This is a genomic window from Kitasatospora sp. NBC_00240 (genome assembly GCF_026342405.1).
GTDB lineage: Bacteria > Actinomycetota > Actinomycetes > Streptomycetales > Streptomycetaceae > Kitasatospora.
In genome coordinates this window covers 6,959,623-6,977,336 of the sequence record NZ_JAPEMU010000001.1, presented here as the reverse complement: position 1 = coordinate 6,977,336, position 17,714 = coordinate 6,959,623, and the positions used below count along the sequence as shown (strand labels likewise).

Below are 17,714 nucleotides of genomic sequence, written 5' to 3'. Positions count from 1 at the left end.
CGACGGCATACGTCGGCCGACGGCACCCTCGGTCCGCCGGCGGCGCCGCCGTTCCACCCCGGCCCGGAGGCCGTCCTCAGGCCGCTCTCAGGCCGCACCGTCCAGGGGCAGGCGCGGCGCGGGAGGGGTCGGGTGCAGGCCCAGCAGCCGCTGGACGATCCGCAGGAACAGCGCGGTGTTGCGGATCAGGTCGTCCGCGTCCCGCGCGCTGGCCGCGCCCCGGATCCCGGCCTCGGCGGCCGCCCGGCGGCGGGCGCCGGCGGCGAAGTAGACCGCCCACTCGGCGAGTTCCGGGGCGACCTCGGGCAGCACCTCCCAGGCGCTGCGGATGGCCTTGCGCCGCCTCGGGTTCTTCTCCGGACGGCCGCGCACCGCGAGCACGGCGGCCACCGTGCGCAGCGCGGCGAGGTGGGCGGAGGCGTAGCGCTGGAGCGGGTCCTCCGTCCGGCCGGCCTGGACGAGGGTGCGCTGGGCCTGCCGGAGCAGGTCGAGCGCGGCCGGCGGGGCGGCGGCCCGGCGCAGCACCGGATGCACGTCCGCCGACCGGCCGGACGCCGCCGGCGGGGAGGCCGGGGCGGGCGGGCCGGCCGGCGGGAAGGGGATCGCGGGCTGGTGCGGCGCGGGCGGGTCGGGGACCGGCTGGTCCGGCACGGGCCGCCGCGGCAGGGTCTGCGACGGCAGTGGCTGCGGCGAGGGTTGCGGCGGTGACGGTTGCTGGTGCGGCAGCGACTGCTGCGGGAACGGCTGGGGCCGGCCGGGCCGGGGCCCACCGGGTCGCGCATGGTCGTCGTCGGGGTGGCGGTGGCTGGCGGTGACGGGCTCAGGGTGGCTGATGGTCATGGTCTCCCCCGGTCCGAGGCGACTGGCCCGGGCCGGTCGACCCGTGCGCTCCCATCGTGACGGGCACCACTGACAATCGGCCGTGCGCGGACGGCGCCGCTCCCGCCCGGCCCCGGGAACGCGTGCGGGCGACACCCCGACGGCCGGCCCGACGTGTCCCCCGTCCGGGCCGGCCGCGCGGTGTCGCCCCGCACGTCCTCCGGGGCGCCGATGCGCCCCGGATCCCCCACCGCCGGTGTCCCCCGTGATCTCGCTCCGCCGCCCCGTGTCGGCGGTGCGCGGTCCCGAACCGGCTCGTGTGCACGGCACGACCTCGTCCGCCGGCACCCCCGTGACCGGCGGACCAGATCTGGTCCGCTCCCGGGGCCCCCGTGCCTCGCGGCCCGTTCTCCCGGTGCCCCAACTCTCTCGTCTTTGCAGGTGGGAGGGCTATCCGTTGCGCTACTCAACCGGTGATCTGAGTACCTGTACTCAGTTTCGGCCAGGCCCGGCCGGGGCGGAACCGCCGGGCGGCGGCGCGCGTCCTGAGAGCGCCGGGTGCGGACCGGCCGAGAACGGTAGGGCCCGGCCGAGAACGGCCCGGCTCGGCCGGTACGGTGTGGCGCGGCCGGGTCCGACGGCCCCGGCGGCGCCGACGGGGCAGGACCGGGCGGGACGCGGCCCGGCCGGGCCGCGGCAGAACGGGGACGGACCGATGCGGGGACGGACCGGAGAGGGAGCAGGATGTCGATCATTCCGTTGATCTTCACCAGCAGCTGGGCCAGCGGGATCAACGCCTACGCGGTGGTGCTGCTGCTCGGGCTGTTCGGACGCTTCGGCCCGGCCGACAGCGTGCCCGCGGTGCTGGAGCGCCCGGACGTGCTGATCGCCGCCGGCGTGCTCTTCCTGGTGGAGGCGGTGGCCGACAAGGTCCCGTACCTGGACTCGGCCTGGGACGTCGTGCACACGGTGATCCGCCCGGTCGCCGGCGCCACCGTCGCCGCGCTGCTGGCCAGCCACGACCCGGGCTCGCTGGGCACCGTGGCGGCCGGGGCGATGGGCGGCACCACCGCGCTGCTCAGCCACACCGTCAAGGCGTCCCTGCGGATGGCCGTCAACACCTCGCCCGAACCCGCCAGCAACATCGGCGTCAGCCTGGCCGAGGACCTCTCGGTGGCCGGACTGGTGACGCTGGCGATCTTCCACCCGTGGATCGCCGCGTCGATCGCCTCGGTGCTGCTGGTGGCCGGCGCCGTCCTGGTCTGGTTCGCCTTCACCCGGATCCGGCGGTTCCTGGCCCGGCGCCGTGACCGCAAGGCCGCCCGGGCCGCCCGGCGCGGACCGCTGCCGGCCCCCGCCACCGCGCCGCCCGGCCGGGGCGGGAGCGGGTACTGAGGGCCGCCGGGCGCACTTTAGGATCGGTGCCATGGCACGGATCGTCATCATCGGCGCAGGAATGAGCGGGCTCGCGGCAGCCTCCCGGCTGGCCACCCTCGGGCACCGGGTGACGGTCTGCGAGGCCTCCGGCACCTACGGCGGCATGGTCGGCCGGTACCGGCGGGACGGCTTCGCCTTCGACACCGGCCCCGGTCTGCTCACCCTGCCCGCCGTCTACCGCGATCTCGCGCTGAAGACCGGCCGGGAGCCGCTGGAGGAGCTGGTCGGGCTCGCCCCGGTGGACCCGGAGAGCCGGCACCTGCTGCCCGACGGCACCACCCTGCTGCTGCCCAACGCCTCCCGGGGCGGCGTGGCGCAGGCCCTGGACGCCGCCTTCGGGGCGGGCTCCGGCGAGCGCTGGAGCGAGGTGATGAACCACGGCCGGACGGTCTGGGAGGCCACCCGCCGCCCGCTGCTGGAGGAGCCGCTCCCCGCCGACCCGGGACGGCTGCGCACCGACCCGTACCCGGCCCCGCCGCGCCGGGGCCTCGGCCGGCTGCGGCGCGCGCCGTGGACCCTGGCCGACGTCGCCGGGCGCGAGCTCGACGGCCGTCCCGGCCTGACCGCGCTGCTGCACGAGTACGCCCTGCGATTCGGCTTCGACCCGTGGACGGCGCCCGCCGGCGCCACCGTGCTGCCGTACATGGAGCAGTCCTTCGGCGTCTGGTACGTCCGGGGCGGCATCCGGGCGCTGGCCGACGCGGTGCACCGCCGCTGCCTGGACCGCAAGGTCGAGTTCCGCTTCGACTCCGCCGTCGAGAAGGTCCTGTTCGACCCGGCGGACGGCCGGGCGACCGGCGTACGGCTGGCCGGCGGCGACCGGCTGGAGGCGGACACCGTGATCTCCTCGACGGACACCCGCGCCTTCCACCGGGACTCCGTCGGCGCCCCCGGCCAGGACGGCCCGCAGCCGGGCGCCGGACCGTCCGCCGCGGAGCCCGCCCGGCTGCCCGGCCGGTTCACCGTGCTGCTCGCCCTGCGCGGCCCGCGCCCGGCCGGCACCGCGCACCGCACCGTGGTGCACGCGGCCGACGGGGCAACCGAGCGGGAGGCACTGTTCGGCCGCGCGCCGAAGCCGTACGAGCGCCCCACCGTCCAGGTGCTGCGCCCCGACGACCCGACACTCCACCCGGAGGGCCACGAGAGCGTGTCGCTCACCGTCACCGTGCCGGCCGCGGACGCGCTGGACTGGAGCGCCCCCGGAGCGGCCGAGCGGTACGCCGACCAGGTGCTCGACCACGTGGACGCGGCCGGGCTCGGCCTGCGTGGGCGACTGCTCTGGCGGGTGGTCCGCACCCCGCTCGACACCGCGGCGGAGACCGGCGCCATTTTCGGTTCCGTCCCCCGGCCCGCGCTGGCCGGGGCCGACGGCGCTCTGCTCCAGGCGCCCAACCAGCAGCCCCGGCCCGGCCTGTTCGTGATCGGCGGCGCCGCGCACCCCGGCGGCGGCCTGGCCCGGGTGGGCATGTCCGCCTGCATCACCGCCGGTCTGATCGGCCCGGCCTGATCCCGCCCCGCCCGAACCGCACGCCCCGAACCGTCCCGGCCCGACCCGAGGCAACGACCCGTACCGTCCCGGCCCGGCCGCTGCCGCCACCCCGGTGGACGCGGCCGCGGGGCGGCGCGCGATGAATGACAGTCAGTTCCCGCACGGGCTAGCATCCAGGCGTCGCCCGGCCGTGCACGCCGTTACCGGAGGTCCGTCATGTCGAGCAATCCCGCTGCCGAGCGGCGGCCGGGCCTCCGCGACCGGGCGAGCGGTCAGATCGTCGCCGCGGTCGCGATCGTGGCGGCGGCCATGACGGTACGCAAGCTGATGTTCCCGTGGGAGTCGGACGACTACCGCTACTTCCTGCACCCCTGGTACACCCACATCGCCGACCACGGCGGCTTCCAGGCGCTCAGCGACATCGGCTTCTCCGACTACAACGTGCCGTACCTCTACGTGCTGGCCGCGCTCAGCCACCTGCCGGTGCAGGACCTGGCCGGCATCAAGGCCGTCTCGACCCTGTTCGACCTGCTGACGGCGTACTTCGCCTACCGGATCGTGGCGCTGCGCCACCCGGAGGGCTCCTGGCGGCCGCACGCCGCCGGGGCGGTGGTGCTGCTCCTGCCGACCGTGATGGCCAACAGCGGCTGGTGGGGGCAGGCCGACTCGGTCTACTCCTCGTTCGTGGTCGGCGCGCTCTGGTTCGTCCTGCGCCGCCGGCCCTGGTGGGCCTGCACCTTCCTCGGCATCGCGCTGGCCTTCAAGCTGCAGACGGTGTTCGTGTTCCCGTTCCTGCTGGTGCTGCTGCTCACCCGGCGGATCCCCTGGCGGTCGCTGCTGGCCGTCCCGGCGGTGTACCTGCTGCTGGACGTGCCCGCCCTGCTGGTCGGCGCCGACCTCGGGCAGCTGCTCACGGTCTACTCCCGGCAGACCGGCACCTATCAGAGCCTCTCGATGAACGCGCCGAGCGTCTACCTGCTGTTCCAGGCGGGGGACCACGCCGACGCCGTCCGCCGGGCGGGCATCCTGCTCACCGGCGCGGTGGTGCTGACCCTGGTCGCCCTGGTGGTGCTGCGCCCGACCGGACGCGGGCCGCTACGGCCCGGCGGGTGGGAGCGGGAGCTGACCGACACCCAGATCGTGCTGCTGGCCACCACGTCGGTGGTGCTGGTGCCGTTCCTGCTGCCGTCGATGCACGAGCGCTACTTCTTCCTGGCGGACGTGCTGAGCGTGGTCGCGGCCTTCTACCTGCCGGGCCGGCTCTGGTACCTGCCGGTGCTGGTCCAGCTCGCCTCGGCCGGCACCTACCTGCAGTACCTGGCGCACGACGCGGCCCGCTACACCAAGGTCGAGCTGTTCGGCGCGCTGATGGCCCTGGCCGCGCTGGCCGTGGTGCGGGCCACCGTCCAGGAGTTCCGGCGCACGCCGGACCGGAGCGGCGCGGGAGGTCCGGACGGCGCGGCGGGCCAGGAAGGCGCGGCGGCGGCGGACGGTACGACCGGTGCGGACGGCACGGCGGGCGGGCCGGGTCGCGGCGCCGCCGAGGGCCGGGCACTGGCCGTCGGACGGAGCTGACCGGCTCCCGAGCCAGCCAGAGCCCGGGGAGCACCCGCGCGGGGCCCTGCGGCCCGGACGGCTCAGCCCTGCTGCTGCCAGGTGCCCTGCTGCTGCCAGACCCCGTGCTGGTCGTAACCGGGCTGCTGCTGCGGCTGCGGGGGCACCCCGTCGACGGGCTGCTGCCACTGCTGCTGGCCGTCCCAGCCCGGCTGCGCCTGCTGCTGGTAGCCCTGCTGCTCGTAGCCGGGGGTCTGCTGCTGCCACTGCTGCTGACCGGTCTGCGCGGCGTACGGGTCCTGCTGGTAGCCGTAGCCCTGGTCGTAGCCGAACGCGGGCTGCTGCCGCCACTGCTGCTGGCCGTCCCAGCCCGGCTGCGCCTGCTGCTGGTAGCCCTGCTGCTCGTAGCCGGGGGTCTGCTGCTCGTACCCGGCGCCCTGCTGGTAGCCGGACTGCTGGCCGTAGTAGGCGGAGGTGTCGGCGTACACGCCGTCGACGGCCTGCGGCTCGAAACCGGCGGGCTGCGGGTCGGCCTGCGGTCGCTGTCGGACCCCGGAACCGACGCCGTCGTAGGAGTCGGAGTCGGCGTCGAACGGGACGGCCTGGTAGGCGGCCGTCTCGAAGTCCGAGATGTCGGCCTCGACCGCGCCGATCTCCCCCACCTGCTGGACGACGACCGGCTCGGCGACGTCCTCACCCCCGGTGGCCGCGCTCAGCAGCGGCACCTTGGCCAGCGGGCCGGGCAGCTCGCCGTCGGACCTGCGCAGCGACCAGCCCCCGCGGAACCCGCGCTTGACGGACAGGGTCACGAAGACCTGGCCGACCGCGAAGAGCATCGCGCCGGCCCCGATCACCGGCACCGACCGCACGGCCATCCCGGCGACCACGCCGAGGAAACCGCCCAGTGCCACGACGCGCCAGTGCAGCGGTGCGCGGTTCTGCAGCAGCAGCTCGGCGACCAGCCAGAGCGCCACCACCGCCAACGCGGCGTACAGCAGCAGGTACCCGATGCCCATCCGCCCGCTACCTCCAGTCGCGTGCCGCGCGCCCCGCGCGTGTGCCGAGACTGTACCGGGTCATCGCGCCGCGACCCACATCGTGCGTCGCGGCGCGGGCCCCGGATCAGTGCTGGTGCAGGCCGAGGTTCTGGTAGATCTCCAGCGTGGAGGTGGAGTGGTTGAGGGTGATGAAGTGCAGGCCGGGGGCGCCCTCGGCGAGCAGCCGCTCGGACATCGCGGTGGCGTGGTCGATGCCGACCGCCCGGACGGCCTGCGGGTCGTCCTCGACGGCGCGGAAGCGGCTGACCAGGTCGGCCGGGAAGTCCGAGCCGCTGAGCTGCGGGAACCGCTCCAGCTGCTTGATGTTGGTGACCGGCATGATCTCCGGGATGATCGGCACCTCGCAGCCGGCCGCCGCGACCCGGTCGCGCAGCCGCAGGTAGTCGTCGACCTCGAAGAACATCTGGGTGATCGCGTAGTCCGCGCCGGCCCGGCACTTGGCGACGAAGTGGCGGATGTCGTCGTCCCAGTTCGCCGAGCGCGGGTGCATCTGCGGGAAGGCGGCGACGCCCACGCAGAAGTCCCCGATGCCCTTGATCAGCTCGACCAGCTCGGCCGCGTAGCTGACCCCCTCGGGGTGGCGCACCCACTCGCCCATCGGGTCGCCGGGCGGGTCGCCGCGCACCGCGAGGACGTTGCGCACGCCCTGGTCCGCGTACTGGCCGATGATGTTGCGCAGCTCGGCGATCGAGTGGTCGACCGCGGTCAGGTGGGCCACCGGGGTCAGCGTGGTCTCGGTGGCGATCCGGCCGACCAGGTTCACGGTCCGCCCGCGCGAGGAGCCGCCCGCGCCGTACGTCATGCAGACGAAGTTCGGGTCGAGGGCCTCGACCCGCCGGATCGCGTCCCAGAGCCGCTTCTCGGCGGCCTCCGAGCGCGGCGGCATGAATTCGAAGGAGTAGGACCGCTTGCCCGCCGCCAGCAGTTCGCGAACGGTCAGTGCGCGGTCGGTTCTGGTGGAAGCGATGCCGAGTGCCATGCTGGCAGGTTAGCCGCCGCCCGGAGAGGCGGGACAACTGACGTCCACCGAGTGAGACACCTTTCGGTCACCCGCGACAGGGCCGTCCGGGTGCTCGTACGCCCGCCCGCGACCGCCCGGTTAGGCTGACCGGTACCCCCAGCGACTCCCGGAGCCTCATCGTGACCTCGTCCAGCAGCCGGCCGGCCAACCCGATCGACGTGGAGGCCGTGCGGATGCGCGTCAACGCCGCCCTCGGCGAATTCATGGACGGCCAGGCGGTCCTGCTCGGCAAGATCTCTCCGCAGCTCGGGCCCGCCGCCGACGCCCTGCGGGACTTCCTGCTGGACGGCGGCAAGCGGCTGCGCCCGGCCTTCTGCTACTGGGGCTGGCGCGGCGCCGGCGGCAGCGCCGCCGACCCGGGCATCGAGCACGCGGCGGCCGCCCTGGAGCTGCTGCAGGCGAGCGCGCTGGTGCACGACGACCTGATGGACCGCAGCGACACCCGGCGCGGGGTGCCCTCCGTGCACCGCCGCTTCGAGGCCCTGCACCGGGCCAGCGGCTGGCGCGGCGACCGCGAGCAGTTCGGGGCCTCCGCCGCCGTGCTGCTCGGCGACCTGCTGCTGATCTGGTGCGACGAGCTGTTCCTGCGCTCGGGGCTGCCGGCCGAGGCGGTGCTGCGGGCCAAGCCGGCCTTCGACCTGATGCGGACCGAGGTGATGGTCGGCCAGTACCTCGACGTGCTGGAGCCGGTCGCCGGCGACTCCACCGACGAGGGGGCGCTGGAGCGGGCGCAGACCGTCCTGCACTACAAGTCGGCGAAATACACCATCGAGCGGCCGCTGCAGGTGGGGGCGCTGCTCGCCGGGGCCTCCCCGGAGCTGGTCGCGGCGTACTCGTCCTTCGGCCTGCCGCTGGGCGAGGCCTTCCAGCTGCGGGACGACCTGCTGGGGGTCTTCGGCGACCCCGCGGTCACCGGCAAGCCGGCCGGCGACGACCTGCGGGAGGGCAAGCGCACCCTGCTGGTCGCGCACGCCATGCGCGCACTGCCGGCCGCCGACGCCCGGCACCTGGACGAGCGGCTCGGCGCGCCGGACCTGGCGCCCGAGGAGGTCGTCGTGCTGCGGGACCTGGTGGCGCGCAGCGGTGCGCCCGAGCGGGTGGAGAGCCGGATCGAGGAGCTGATGCGGCAGTCGCTGGCGGCGCTGGAGGCGGCCCCGCTGGTGGACCCGCGGGCCCGGGAGGTCCTGCTGTCGCTGGCCGAGGCGGCGACCGTCCGCCGCTACTGAGCGGCGGGCCGGGGGCCGGCCGGTCGTCCCGGGCCGCGAGGGACACCCCTGCGGCCCGGGACGGCGGTCTCAGACCGCGCGCACCCGGTGGGCCAGCTCGGCCGCCGCGGCGGCCGGGTCGTCGGCGGCGGTGATCGCGCGGACCACCACGACCCGGCGGGCGCCGGCGGCCAGCACCTCGTCCAGGTTGCCCAGGTCGATGCCCCCGATGGCGAACCAGGGGCGGTCCGTCACCTGCTTCGCCGCGTAGGAGACCAGGCCGAGGCCCGGCGCGTGCCAGCCGGGCTTGGTCGGCGTGGGCCAGACCGGGCCGGTGCAGAAGTAGTCCACGCCCGGCTCGGCGACGGCGGCGTCGACCTCGGCCTCCGCGTGGCAGGAGCGGCCGATGAGCACGTCCTCGCCGAGGATCGCGCGGGCGGCCCGCACCGGCAGGTCGTCCTGGCCGAGGTGCAGCACGTCCGGGCCGGCCGCGTGCGCGACGTCGGCCCGGTCGTTCACCGAGAGCAGCTTGCCGTGCCGCCGGCAGGCGTCGGCGAAGACCTCCAGGTACTCCAGCTCCTGCTTGGCCTCCAGGCCCTTGTCGCGGAGTTGGACGATGTCGACGCCGCCGCCGAGCGCGGCGTCCAGGAACTGCTCCAGGTCGCCCTGCTCGCGGCGGGCGTCGGTGCACAGGTAGAGCCGCGCGTCGGCCAGCTGCGCGCGCAGCCGGCCGCCCGCCGTCAGGTCCGCCGCCATCAGATCAGCATCGCCTGGGCGCGGCGCTTCACCTCGGTGCCGCGGTTCTCCTGCAGGGCCTGGATCGGGCTGCCCGGCAGCGACGGGTCCTCGGTGAAGAGCCACTCCAGGATCTCCGCGTCGTTGTACCCGCAGTCGCGGAGCACGGTCAGCGTGCCGGACAGGTGCTTGACCAGTCCGGGGCCGTCGATGAAGGCGGCCGGCACCTGCAGCGACTTGTTCGGGCCGCGGCGGACGGCGATCAGGCCGCCGCTCTTGACCAGGTCGCGCACCTCGGTGACGCGGACACCCCACTGCTCGGAGATGTCGGGCAGGTACATCCACTCGGGGACAAGGTCTTCAATCTTCGCTTCGATCTCGCTCACGTCACCAGACTGCCACCTCGCCGGGGCGCCGCGCACCAACCGCGCCCCCGGCGGCCGCTCCGGTGTCCGAACGTGACCGGTCCGTCGCGGCTACGGCTGTCCGGCGAGGGCGGCCTTCAGCTGCACGGCCGGGTCGGCGGCCGGCACCGGGTCGAGGACGGCGCCGCGCTCCAGCAGCCGGCGCCCCTGGGCGAGGTCGCGCGGGCGGTCGACGGTCAGCAGGGCGCGCAGCTGCCCGCCGCGCGTCCAGAGCACCGTCCAGGACGGGTCGCCGGGCGCCCCCCGCCACAGCACCTCGTCGCCGTCGCCGTGCCGGCCCGCGTACTGCACCATCCGCCCGAACTGCTCGGACCAGAAGTACGGCACCGGGTCGTACGGGGTGTCCAGGCCGAGCAGCGAGGCCGCTGCCGCCGCCCCGGACTGCAGCGCGTGGTCCCAGTGCTGGACGGACAGCCGGCCGCCCCAGCGGGTCGAGGGGTAGGAGACGCAGTCGCCGGCCGCGAGGACCCCGGGCAGCGAGGTGCGCAGCCGCTCGTCCACCAGGACGGCGCCGGCCGCGTCCAGCTCGACCCCGGAGCCGGCCAGCCAGCCGGTCGCCGGGCGCACCCCGACGCCGACCACCACCTCGTCGGCGGCCAGCCGGGTGCCGTCGGCGAGCAGCACCTCGTGCGGGCCGACCGAGGCCACCCTGGCGCCGCAGCGCAGGTCGACGCCGGCCGCCCGGTACCAGGCGGTCATCGCGCCGCCGACCGCCGGGGGCAGCGCGCCGGGCACCGGTGCCGGACCGGCCTCCACCACGGTGACCTCGCAGCCCAGCGCGCGGGCGACACCGGCGGTCTCGGCCCCGATCCAGCCGGCCCCGACCAGTACGATCCGCGCTCCCGGCCGCAGCAGCGCGCGCAGCGCGAGGGCGTCGTCGACGGTCCGCAGCAGGTGGGCGCGGTCCGCGCCGGGCAGCGCGACGGGTGCGGCGCCGGTGGCGATCACCAGGCTCCCGTACGGCAGCTCGCCGGCGTCGGTGTGCAGCACCCCGGGCTCCAGCCCGGTGGCCCGGCGGCCGGTGACGAGGTCGACGCCGAGGCCGTCGTAGTCGATGTCCAGGGTGGTGGCGTCGGCCTTGCCGAGCAGCACGTCCTTGGAGAGCGGGGGCCGGTCGTAGGGGGCGTGCGGTTCGTCCCCGAGCAGGACGATCCGACCCTGCCGGCCGCCCCCGCGCAGCGCGCGCACGCACTGGGCCCCGGCCAGCCCCGCCCCGACAACGACCACCTGGTCCGTGTTCCGCCGCTCTCCCACGGCGCCACCCTATCGGCGCCGTCCGCCCCTTGTACGCGCCTTCGGCCCGGACGGCACCCGGAGTTATGGTGGGTGCACCTCGACCGGACGGCGCCCCAGGTGCCGGGCGGTCCGTACCACGGGGGCCCGGCGCACCGGGCTGAGAGGCGGGCTGGCACGGCCTGCGACCGTCCGAACCTGATCCGGGTCATTCCGGCGAAGGGAGAGCAGGGACTTTGACACGCTTCACGAGCGGCGCGACGACGGACGTCCTCGTCGTCGGCGGCGGGATCATCGGCCTCGCGGTGGCCTGGCGGGCCCGGCAGCGCGGCCTCGGCGTGGTCGTGGTCGACCCGGCGCCCGGCGGCGGGGCCGCCCAGGTCGCGGCCGGGATGCTGGCCCCGGTCACCGAGCTGCAGTACGGCGAGGAGCCGCTGCTGAAGCTCGGGATGGCCTCCAACGAGCGGTACCCGGCCTTCGCTACCGAGCTGGAGGAGGCCTCCGGCCTTTCGACCGGCTACCGCGCCTGCGGCACCCTCGCCGTCGCGCTGGACTCCGACGACCGCGAGGAACTGCGCGAGCTGCACGCCTTCCACGGGCGCCTGGGCCTGGACTCGGCCTGGCTCACCGGACGCGAGTGCCGCAAGCTCGAACCGATGCTGGCCCCGGGCGTCCGCGGCGGGCTGCACGTCACCGACGACCACCAGGTGGACGGCCGCCGGCTGGCCGCCGCGCTGGTGGCCGCCTGCGAGCGCGCCGGGGTGCTGCTGCACCGCGCCGAGGTCGCCGAGCTGCTGGTCACCGGCGGCCGCGCGACCGGGGCCCGGCTGAGCACCGGCGGGCTGCTGGGCGCCGGCCAGGTGGTGCTGGCGGCCGGGCCGCGCAGCCACCTGCTGCCCGGCCTGCCCGAGGGGGTGCTGCCGGCCGTCCGCCCGGTCAAGGGCCAGATCCTGCGGCTGCGGGTGCCCGAGGCGTACCGGCCGTTCCTGTCCCGCAACGTCCGCGCGGTGGTGCGCGGGCAGCACCTGTACCTGGTGCCGCGCGAGGACGGCGAGCTGGTGATCGGCGCGACCAGCGAGGAGCAGGGCTACGACACCACCGTCACCGCCGGCGGGGTGTACGAGCTGCTCCGCGACGCCCACGACCTGGTCCCCGGGATCACCGAGCTGCCGCTGGTCGAGACCTCCGCCGGGCTGCGCCCCGGCTCCCCCGACAACGCCCCGCTGCTCGGCCCGACCGCGTTGCCCGGCCTGGTCGCGGCGACCGGCCACTACCGCAACGGCGTGCTGCTCACCCCGGTGACCGGCGACCTGCTCGCCGAGTACCTGGCCACCGGCGTGACGCCCGAGTTGGCGGCGCCGTTCTCCCCCGGCCGGTTCGCCGCCGGCCCCTCCGCCGCCGGGGCCGTCCCCTCCGGCACGGCCCCGTCCGACCTCTCCACTCCCGCAAAGGCACTGGCATGACCGATATCTCACTCTCCGTCAACGGCGAGCCCCGGCAGGTGCCCGCCCGGAGCACGCTCGCCGAGGTGGTGGCCGGCGTGAGCGCCGCGCCGTCCGGGGTCGCCGCGGCGGTCAACGAGACCGTGGTGCCGCGCGGTGCCTGGGCCGGGACCGGCCTCGCCGCGGGCGACCGGATCGAGATCCTCACCGCCGTGCAGGGAGGCTGAGCGCCGTGGCCGACACCGCGACCACGACCGCGACCGCCGACGACAAGGACCTCCTGACGATCGCCGGGACCACCTTCGGCTCCCGCCTGATCATGGGCACCGGCGGGGCGCCGAGCCTGGACGTCCTGGAGCAGGCGCTCCGGGTCTCCGGCACCGAGCTGACCACGGTCGCGATGCGCCGGGTGAGCACCTCCACCCAGGGTTCGGTACTGGACGTGCTGACCCGCAACGGCATCCGGGTGCTGCCCAACACGGCGGGCTGCTTCACCGCCGGCGAAGCGGTGCTGACGGCCCGGCTGGCCCGTGAGGCGCTCGGCACCGACTGGGTCAAGCTGGAGGTCATCGCGGACGAGCGGACCCTGCTGCCCGACCCGATCGAACTGCTGGACGCCGCCGAGACCCTGGTCGACGACGGCTTCACCGTGCTGCCGTACACCAACGACGACCCGGTGCTGGCCCGCAAGCTGGAGGACGTCGGCTGCGCGGCGATCATGCCGCTGGGCTCGCCGATCGGCTCCGGCCTCGGCATCCGCAACCCGCACAACTTCCAGCTGATCGTGGAGAGCGCCACGGTGCCGGTGATCCTGGACGCCGGCGCCGGCACCGCCTCCGACGTGGCCCTGGCGATGGAGCTCGGCTGCGCCGCCGTGATGCTGGCCTCCGCCGTCACCCGTGCCCAGGACCCGGTCCTGATGGCCGAGGCGATGCGGCACGCCGCCGAGGCCGGCCGGCTCGCCCACCGGGCCGGGCGCATCCCGCGCCGCTTCCACGCCGAGGCCTCCTCGGCGATGGCCGGCCGGGCCGACCTCGACCACCGGGAGCGGCCGGCGTTCTGAGCCCCCTCGCCGGGGACGTGTCACAAGCACGGCACAAGCGGCCCGGGGCGCGCCGTCCGCCCGGGGCCGCCCGCCTCGGCGCGCCTACACTTCCCTGGTGGACATGGCACTGCACGACCCGTTGATCGGTACCCTGCTGGACGGCCGGTACCGGGTCGAGCAACGGATCGCGACCGGCGGCATGGCCACGGTCTACCGGGGCACCGACACCCGGCTGGACCGGGTGCTGGCGCTCAAGGTGATGCACCCCTCGCTCGCCGGGGACGCCGACTTCACCGACCGGTTCATCCGCGAGGCCAAGGCCGTGGCCCGGCTCTCGCACCCCAACGTGGTGAACGTCTTCGACCAGGGGGCCGACGGGGGGACGGTCTTCCTGGCCATGGAGTACGTCCCGGGCCGGACCCTGCGGGACGTGCTGCGGGACCGCGGCGCGCTGTCCGTCCGGGCCGCCCTGGACATCCTGGAGCCGGTGCTGGCGGCGCTCGGCTCCGCGCACCGCGCCGGGCTCGTCCACCGGGACGTCAAGCCGGAGAACGTGCTGATCACCGACGGCGGGCTGGTGAAGGTCGCCGATTTCGGCCTGGTCCGGCTGCTGAACGGCGCCGACGGCGCGGTCACCACCAGCACGGCCGGCGCGGTGCTCGGCACCGTCTCCTACCTGGCACCCGAGCAGATCCGGCCGGGTGCGGTCACCGACCAGCGGGTGGACGTCTACGCGGCGGGCATCGTGCTGTACGAGATGCTCACCGGCGACCGGCCGCACACCGGCGAGAACCCGGTCCAGGTGATCTACCGCCATCTGCACGAGGACGTGCCCGCGCCGTCCCTGGCCGTCCCCGGCATCACGCCCGGCCTGGACGCCATAGTCGCCTCGGCCACCGCCCGCGACCCCGGGGCCCGCCCGTACGACGCGGTCGAGCTGCTCGCGGCCCTGCAGCGGGTGCGGCGCACCCTGACGCCGGCCCAGTTGGACGCCGAGCCGCCCGCCTCCACCCGGCCCAGCCCGGCGTTCCCGACCACCGAGCCGACCTCGGTGATCCAGCCCGCGGTGGAGCACACCAGCGTGCTGGACGTCCCGCCGGAGCTGATGGACGCGCTGCTCACCGGGCCCCGCCCCTACGACGAGCCGCCGGCCGCCCGGGGGAAGCGGTCCGGGCGGCCGGCGCGGCCGAGGCGCTCGCGCGCCCCGCTGATCTGGGGCGCGGTGCTGGCCGTCGTGCTGCTGCTGGTGGGCGGGGCGACGTACGCGCTGTCCGGCGCGGTCTACACGACGGTGCCCGGCGTGCTCGGCAAGAGCCGGGCGGAGGCGGTCTCGGTGCTGGCGAAGGCCGGGCTGCAGGGCAACTACACCGAGGAGTACAGCGAGACGGTCCCGGCCGGCGCGGTGATCGGCACCGATCCGGACGTCGGCCGGCGGGTCCGCAGGAGCGACCCGGTGGCGGTGACCGTCTCCCGCGGGGCGAGGCGGATCGCGGTGCCCGACCTCACCGGGAAGACCCTCGACCAGGCCCGGCAGGCGCTGGCCGCCGCGGAGCTGACGCCGGGGACCAGCAGCGAGCAGTTCGACGACATCGTGCCGCAGGGCTCGGTGATCAGCAGCTCCCCGGCCGCCGGCGAGCGGCTGCCGGCGAACGCGCCGGTGTCGCTGCTGGTCAGCAAGGGCATGGTGCCCGTCCCCGACGTGGGCGGGATGACCAAGGACGACGCGACGAAGGCACTCACCGACGCCGGGTTCAAGGTGCAGAGCAACGGCCTGAACCTGTTCGGCACCGGCAAGGTCTCGGGCCAGAACCCCGCCCCGGGGCAGCGCCGCCCGCAGGGCACCACGGTGGTCATCAGCTTCCCGCTGATCTGAGCCCGCACCGACCCGGCGACCGAGCGGACCGGGCCGGCCCGGTCCGGACCGGGTGGAGGGGCCGGGCTCGCGCGGCCCCCGCTTGAGGCCTCACCCGATCGGCGTAGCGTGAAAGGAAGGCCCCTGTCGGGGCTTCCCGCGAGCCGGTACCCCGAGGAGTGGTCCCCATGGCCGGGCACACCGTCGACGACTTAAGAGAACGTACCCGGGGCGCCGTGGTGACCCCGCAGGACAGGGGCTACGACGAGGCCCGCAAGGTCTACAACGCCACCGCGGACCGCAGACCCGCGGCCGTCGTGCGGTGCGCCAACGCCGGCGACGTGATGGCCACCGTCAACTACGCCCGCGAGATGGGCCTTGACCTCGCCGTGCGCGGCGGCGGGCACAGCGCGCCCGGCTACGGAACCTGCGACGACGGCGTGGTGGCCGACCTGTCCGGCCTGCGCGGGGTGCGCGTCGACCCGGTGGCCCGGACCGCCCGCGCCGAACCGGGCGCGACCTGGGGCGACCTGAACGCCGCCACCCACGCCTTCGGCCTCGCCACCACCGGCGGGATCGTCTCCACCACCGGCATCGCCGGCCTGACGCTCGGCGGCGGCTTCGGATACCTCTGCCGGACGATGGGGCTGACCTGCGACAACCTGCTCTCCGCCGATGTGGTGACGGCCGACGGCCGGTTCCTGACCGCCGACGCCGACCGGAACGCCGACCTGTTCTGGGCGCTGCGCGGGGGCGGCGGCAACTTCGGCGTGGTGACCTCGTTCGAGTACCGGCTGAGCCCGGTCGACCAGGTCGTCGCCGGGCCGATGCTGTTCGAACTGGAGCACATGGAGAGCATCCTGAAGTTCTACCGGGAGTTCATCCAGGACGCTCCCGAGCAGCTCTTCCTCTTCCCCGGCTTCCAGACCGCGCCGCCGCTGCCGTTCATCCCCGAGGACCGGCACGGCGACATCCTGGGCATCGTGGTGGTCTGCTGGTCCGGACCGGTCGAGGACGCCGACCGGGTGCTCCGGCCGCTGCGCGACCTGGCGCCCCGGGTCGCCGAGGCGGTCGGGCCGATGCCCTACCCGGCGATCAACAGCGCCTTCGACCCGCTGCTGCCGCCCGGCCTGCGGGAGTACTGGAAGGGCAGCTTCGCGACCGAGCTGACGGACGCGGCGATCGCGGCCCACCTGGAGCACGGGCCGAAGGTGCCGACACTCAGCTCGACCATGCACATCTACCCCGTGAACGGCGCACCGCAGCGGGTCGCGCCGGAGGCCACCGCCTACTCCTACCGGGAGGCGACGTTCTCCACCGTGATCCTGGCGGTCGGGGACGACCCGGCCGGCGACGAGGCGCAGACCGCATGGGTACGGGACTACTACGCGGCGGTGGCGCCGCACTCCGAGCCCGGCGGGTACATCAACTTCATGGGCGAGGACGACCAGGACCGGGTCGAGGACAACTACCGGGGGAACTACGCCCGGCTGGCCGCGGTGAAACGGCAGTACGACCCGGACAACCTCTTCCACCTCAACCAGAACATCAAGCCGGCCGCGGCCTGACCTCCCGGCTCCCGTCCGGACGGCTCCGGCCGCCCGGACGGGCGGTGCCCCGGGGCGGCTCACGGGAGCTCGGAGCAGGCCCAGGGCTTGTCCGACAAGCCCTAGCGGAGCGGCCCGTCGCCGGGCTCCTCCTGGTACGAGAAGCGCTTCTCGGCCCACGGGTCGGCCCGGTTGTGGTAGCCGCGCTCCTCCCAGAAGCCGCGGCGGTCGGCGCGCATGTACTCCACCGCGCGCACCCACTTGGGGCCCTTCCAGGCGTACAGGTGGGGCACCACCAGCCGGACCGGGAAGCCGTGCTCGACGGTGAGCGGCTCGCCGTCGTGGTGGGTGGCGAAGACCGTACGGGGGTCGGCGAAGTCCTCCAGCCGGAGGTTGGCGCTGTACCCGTACTCGGCCCACACCATCACATGGGTGACGCCGGGGGCCGGGGGCACCTGTTCGAGGACGGCCGACGCCGGTACACCGGTCCAGTCGTTGCCGAGCATCGAGAACCGGGTCACGCAGTGGAAGTCGCCCTGCACGGTGATCCGGGGCAGGGCATGGAAGCCGGCGAAGTCCCAGCTGTGCTTCTCGGCCGAGGCGGTCGCCCCGAACACCTGGAAGTCCCAGGTCAGCGGCTTGAAGCGGGGAACGGGCCCGTAGTGCAGGACGGGCCAGCCGCGTTGCAGGCGCTGGCCCGGTGGGAGCCTCGGGTCAGACGGCGGAAGTGGTTCTTGTTCGGACTGACCCATGTCTCCATGGTGACAGACCGCGCGTAGTGCTACGTGCGCGCCCCTTCTCCGCGCCCTGCGCCCGCCCACACAGCGCAATGGTTGGCAAATCAGATAATCC

At 75.1% G+C, this 17,714-nt stretch carries 16 protein-coding genes and 1 riboswitch; of the genes, 9 read left to right on the top strand and 7 right to left on the bottom strand.

Annotated elements, in window-relative coordinates; translation table 11 throughout:
* Nucleotides 1-87: 87 nt before the first annotated feature.
* A complete protein-coding gene (locus tag OG689_RS29870) occupies nt 88-603 on the bottom strand; it encodes an SAV_6107 family HEPN domain-containing protein (protein WP_266327518.1) in 516 nt (171 codons plus the stop codon).
* Nucleotides 604-1,563: 960 nt separating this feature from the next.
* Here OG689_RS29870 and OG689_RS29865 point away from each other — a divergent pair.
* The 3 genes from OG689_RS29865 to OG689_RS29855 all read left to right on the top strand — a co-directional run bounded on the left by OG689_RS29865 (nt 1,564) and on the right by OG689_RS29855 (nt 5,320).
* Nucleotides 1,564-2,214 carry a DUF4126 domain-containing protein gene (locus OG689_RS29865; RefSeq protein ID WP_266323957.1) on the top strand — a complete coding sequence of 217 codons (651 nt, stop codon included), beginning with the start codon at nt 1,564-1,566 and terminating at the stop codon, nt 2,212-2,214.
* Nucleotides 2,215-2,245: 31 nt separating this feature from the next.
* Complete coding sequence (locus tag OG689_RS29860; protein ID WP_266323956.1) at nt 2,246-3,763, top strand: FAD-dependent oxidoreductase; 1,518 nt, start codon at nt 2,246-2,248, stop codon at nt 3,761-3,763.
* A 198-nt stretch (nt 3,764-3,961) separates the two neighbouring features.
* On the top strand, nt 3,962-5,320 hold the full coding sequence (locus OG689_RS29855) for a glycosyltransferase 87 family protein (protein WP_266323955.1): 1,359 nt from the start codon (nt 3,962-3,964) through the stop codon (nt 5,318-5,320).
* A 62-nt stretch (nt 5,321-5,382) separates the two neighbouring features.
* Here the strand turns inward: OG689_RS29855 and OG689_RS29850 are convergent, their stop codons facing one another.
* Both OG689_RS29850 and metF read right to left on the bottom strand, forming a co-directional pair.
* Entirely contained in the window at nt 5,383-6,315 is a 933-nt protein-coding gene (locus tag OG689_RS29850; RefSeq protein WP_266323954.1) for a hypothetical protein, read from the bottom strand.
* 106 nt (nt 6,316-6,421) lie between these two features.
* Nucleotides 6,422-7,336 (bottom strand): methylenetetrahydrofolate reductase [NAD(P)H], encoded by a 915-nt coding sequence (metF, locus tag OG689_RS29845; RefSeq protein ID WP_266323953.1) that lies wholly within the window; start codon nt 7,334-7,336, stop codon nt 6,422-6,424.
* A gap of 161 nt (nt 7,337-7,497) precedes the next feature.
* On the opposite strand from metF, the gene OG689_RS29840 reads away from it, so the two are divergent.
* Nucleotides 7,498-8,604 carry a polyprenyl synthetase family protein gene (locus OG689_RS29840; RefSeq protein WP_266323952.1) on the top strand — a complete coding sequence of 369 codons (1,107 nt, stop codon included), beginning with the start codon at nt 7,498-7,500 and terminating at the stop codon, nt 8,602-8,604.
* A gap of 69 nt (nt 8,605-8,673) precedes the next feature.
* On the opposite strand, the gene thiE is transcribed toward OG689_RS29840, so the two are convergent.
* The 3 genes from thiE to OG689_RS29825 form a co-directional block, all read right to left on the bottom strand.
* Nucleotides 8,674-9,339, bottom strand: a complete 666-nt coding sequence (gene thiE, locus OG689_RS29835) for a thiamine phosphate synthase (RefSeq protein WP_266323951.1) — start codon at nt 9,337-9,339, stop codon at nt 8,674-8,676.
* A complete protein-coding gene (locus OG689_RS29830) occupies nt 9,339-9,704 on the bottom strand; it encodes an Rv2175c family DNA-binding protein (protein ID WP_266323950.1) in 366 nt (121 codons plus the stop codon). Before OG689_RS29830 ends, thiE begins: the two co-directional genes overlap by 1 nt.
* A gap of 90 nt (nt 9,705-9,794) precedes the next feature.
* Nucleotides 9,795-10,997, bottom strand: a complete 1,203-nt coding sequence (locus tag OG689_RS29825; RefSeq protein ID WP_266323949.1) for an FAD-dependent oxidoreductase — start codon at nt 10,995-10,997, stop codon at nt 9,795-9,797.
* A 108-nt stretch (nt 10,998-11,105) separates the two neighbouring features.
* Nucleotides 11,106-11,219: riboswitch (TPP riboswitch) on the top strand.
* On the opposite strand from OG689_RS29825, the gene thiO reads away from it, so the two are divergent.
* The 5 genes from thiO to OG689_RS29800 all read left to right on the top strand — a co-directional run bounded on the left by thiO (nt 11,213) and on the right by OG689_RS29800 (nt 16,883).
* Nucleotides 11,213-12,439 (top strand): glycine oxidase ThiO, encoded by a 1,227-nt coding sequence (gene thiO / locus OG689_RS29820; RefSeq protein WP_266323948.1) that lies wholly within the window; start codon nt 11,213-11,215, stop codon nt 12,437-12,439. Its footprint overlaps the riboswitch before it by 7 nt.
* A complete protein-coding gene (thiS, locus tag OG689_RS29815) occupies nt 12,436-12,645 on the top strand; it encodes a sulfur carrier protein ThiS (RefSeq protein WP_266323947.1) in 210 nt (69 codons plus the stop codon). The genes thiO and thiS overlap by 4 nt, the downstream gene beginning before the upstream one ends.
* Nucleotides 12,646-12,737: 92 nt before the next feature.
* The gene (locus OG689_RS29810; protein ID WP_229912977.1) at nt 12,738-13,481 is read left to right on the top strand and encodes a thiazole synthase; all 744 of its coding nucleotides are present in this window, start codon (nt 12,738-12,740) and stop codon (nt 13,479-13,481) included.
* Nucleotides 13,482-13,584: 103 nt separating this feature from the next.
* Entirely contained in the window at nt 13,585-15,336 is a 1,752-nt protein-coding gene (gene pknB, locus OG689_RS29805; protein ID WP_266327515.1) for a Stk1 family PASTA domain-containing Ser/Thr kinase, read from the top strand.
* A 167-nt stretch (nt 15,337-15,503) separates the two neighbouring features.
* Nucleotides 15,504-16,883 (top strand): FAD-binding oxidoreductase, encoded by a 1,380-nt coding sequence (locus tag OG689_RS29800; RefSeq protein ID WP_266323946.1) that lies wholly within the window; start codon nt 15,504-15,506, stop codon nt 16,881-16,883.
* Nucleotides 16,884-16,984: 101 nt separating this feature from the next.
* On the opposite strand, the gene OG689_RS29795 is transcribed toward OG689_RS29800, so the two are convergent.
* Nucleotides 16,985-17,614, bottom strand: a complete 630-nt coding sequence (locus tag OG689_RS29795) for a sulfite oxidase-like oxidoreductase (protein ID WP_266323945.1) — start codon at nt 17,612-17,614, stop codon at nt 16,985-16,987.
* Between the last annotated feature and the right edge of the window lie 100 nt (nt 17,615-17,714).

Bases quoted from the DNA above. Each gene is read 5' to 3' on its own strand.
- OG689_RS29795 (WP_266323945.1), bottom strand. From the start codon at position 17,614: ATGGGTCAGTCCGAACAAGAACCACTTCCGCCGTCTGACCCGAGGCTC.
- OG689_RS29860 (WP_266323956.1), top strand. From the start codon at position 2,246: ATGGCACGGATCGTCATCATCGGCGCAGGAATGAGCGGGCTCGCGGCA.
- thiS (WP_266323947.1), top strand. From the start codon at position 12,436: ATGACCGATATCTCACTCTCCGTCAACGGCGAGCCCCGGCAGGTGCCC.
- OG689_RS29865 (WP_266323957.1), top strand. From the start codon at position 1,564: ATGTCGATCATTCCGTTGATCTTCACCAGCAGCTGGGCCAGCGGGATC.
- pknB (WP_266327515.1), top strand. From the start codon at position 13,585: ATGGCACTGCACGACCCGTTGATCGGTACCCTGCTGGACGGCCGGTAC.
- metF (WP_266323953.1), bottom strand. From the start codon at position 7,336: ATGGCACTCGGCATCGCTTCCACCAGAACCGACCGCGCACTGACCGTT.
- OG689_RS29800 (WP_266323946.1), top strand. From the start codon at position 15,504: ATGGCCGGGCACACCGTCGACGACTTAAGAGAACGTACCCGGGGCGCC.
- thiE (WP_266323951.1), bottom strand. From the start codon at position 9,339: ATGGCGGCGGACCTGACGGCGGGCGGCCGGCTGCGCGCGCAGCTGGCC.
- OG689_RS29855 (WP_266323955.1), top strand. From the start codon at position 3,962: ATGTCGAGCAATCCCGCTGCCGAGCGGCGGCCGGGCCTCCGCGACCGG.
- OG689_RS29850 (WP_266323954.1), bottom strand. From the start codon at position 6,315: ATGGGCATCGGGTACCTGCTGCTGTACGCCGCGTTGGCGGTGGTGGCG.
- OG689_RS29810 (WP_229912977.1), top strand. From the start codon at position 12,738: ATGGGCACCGGCGGGGCGCCGAGCCTGGACGTCCTGGAGCAGGCGCTC.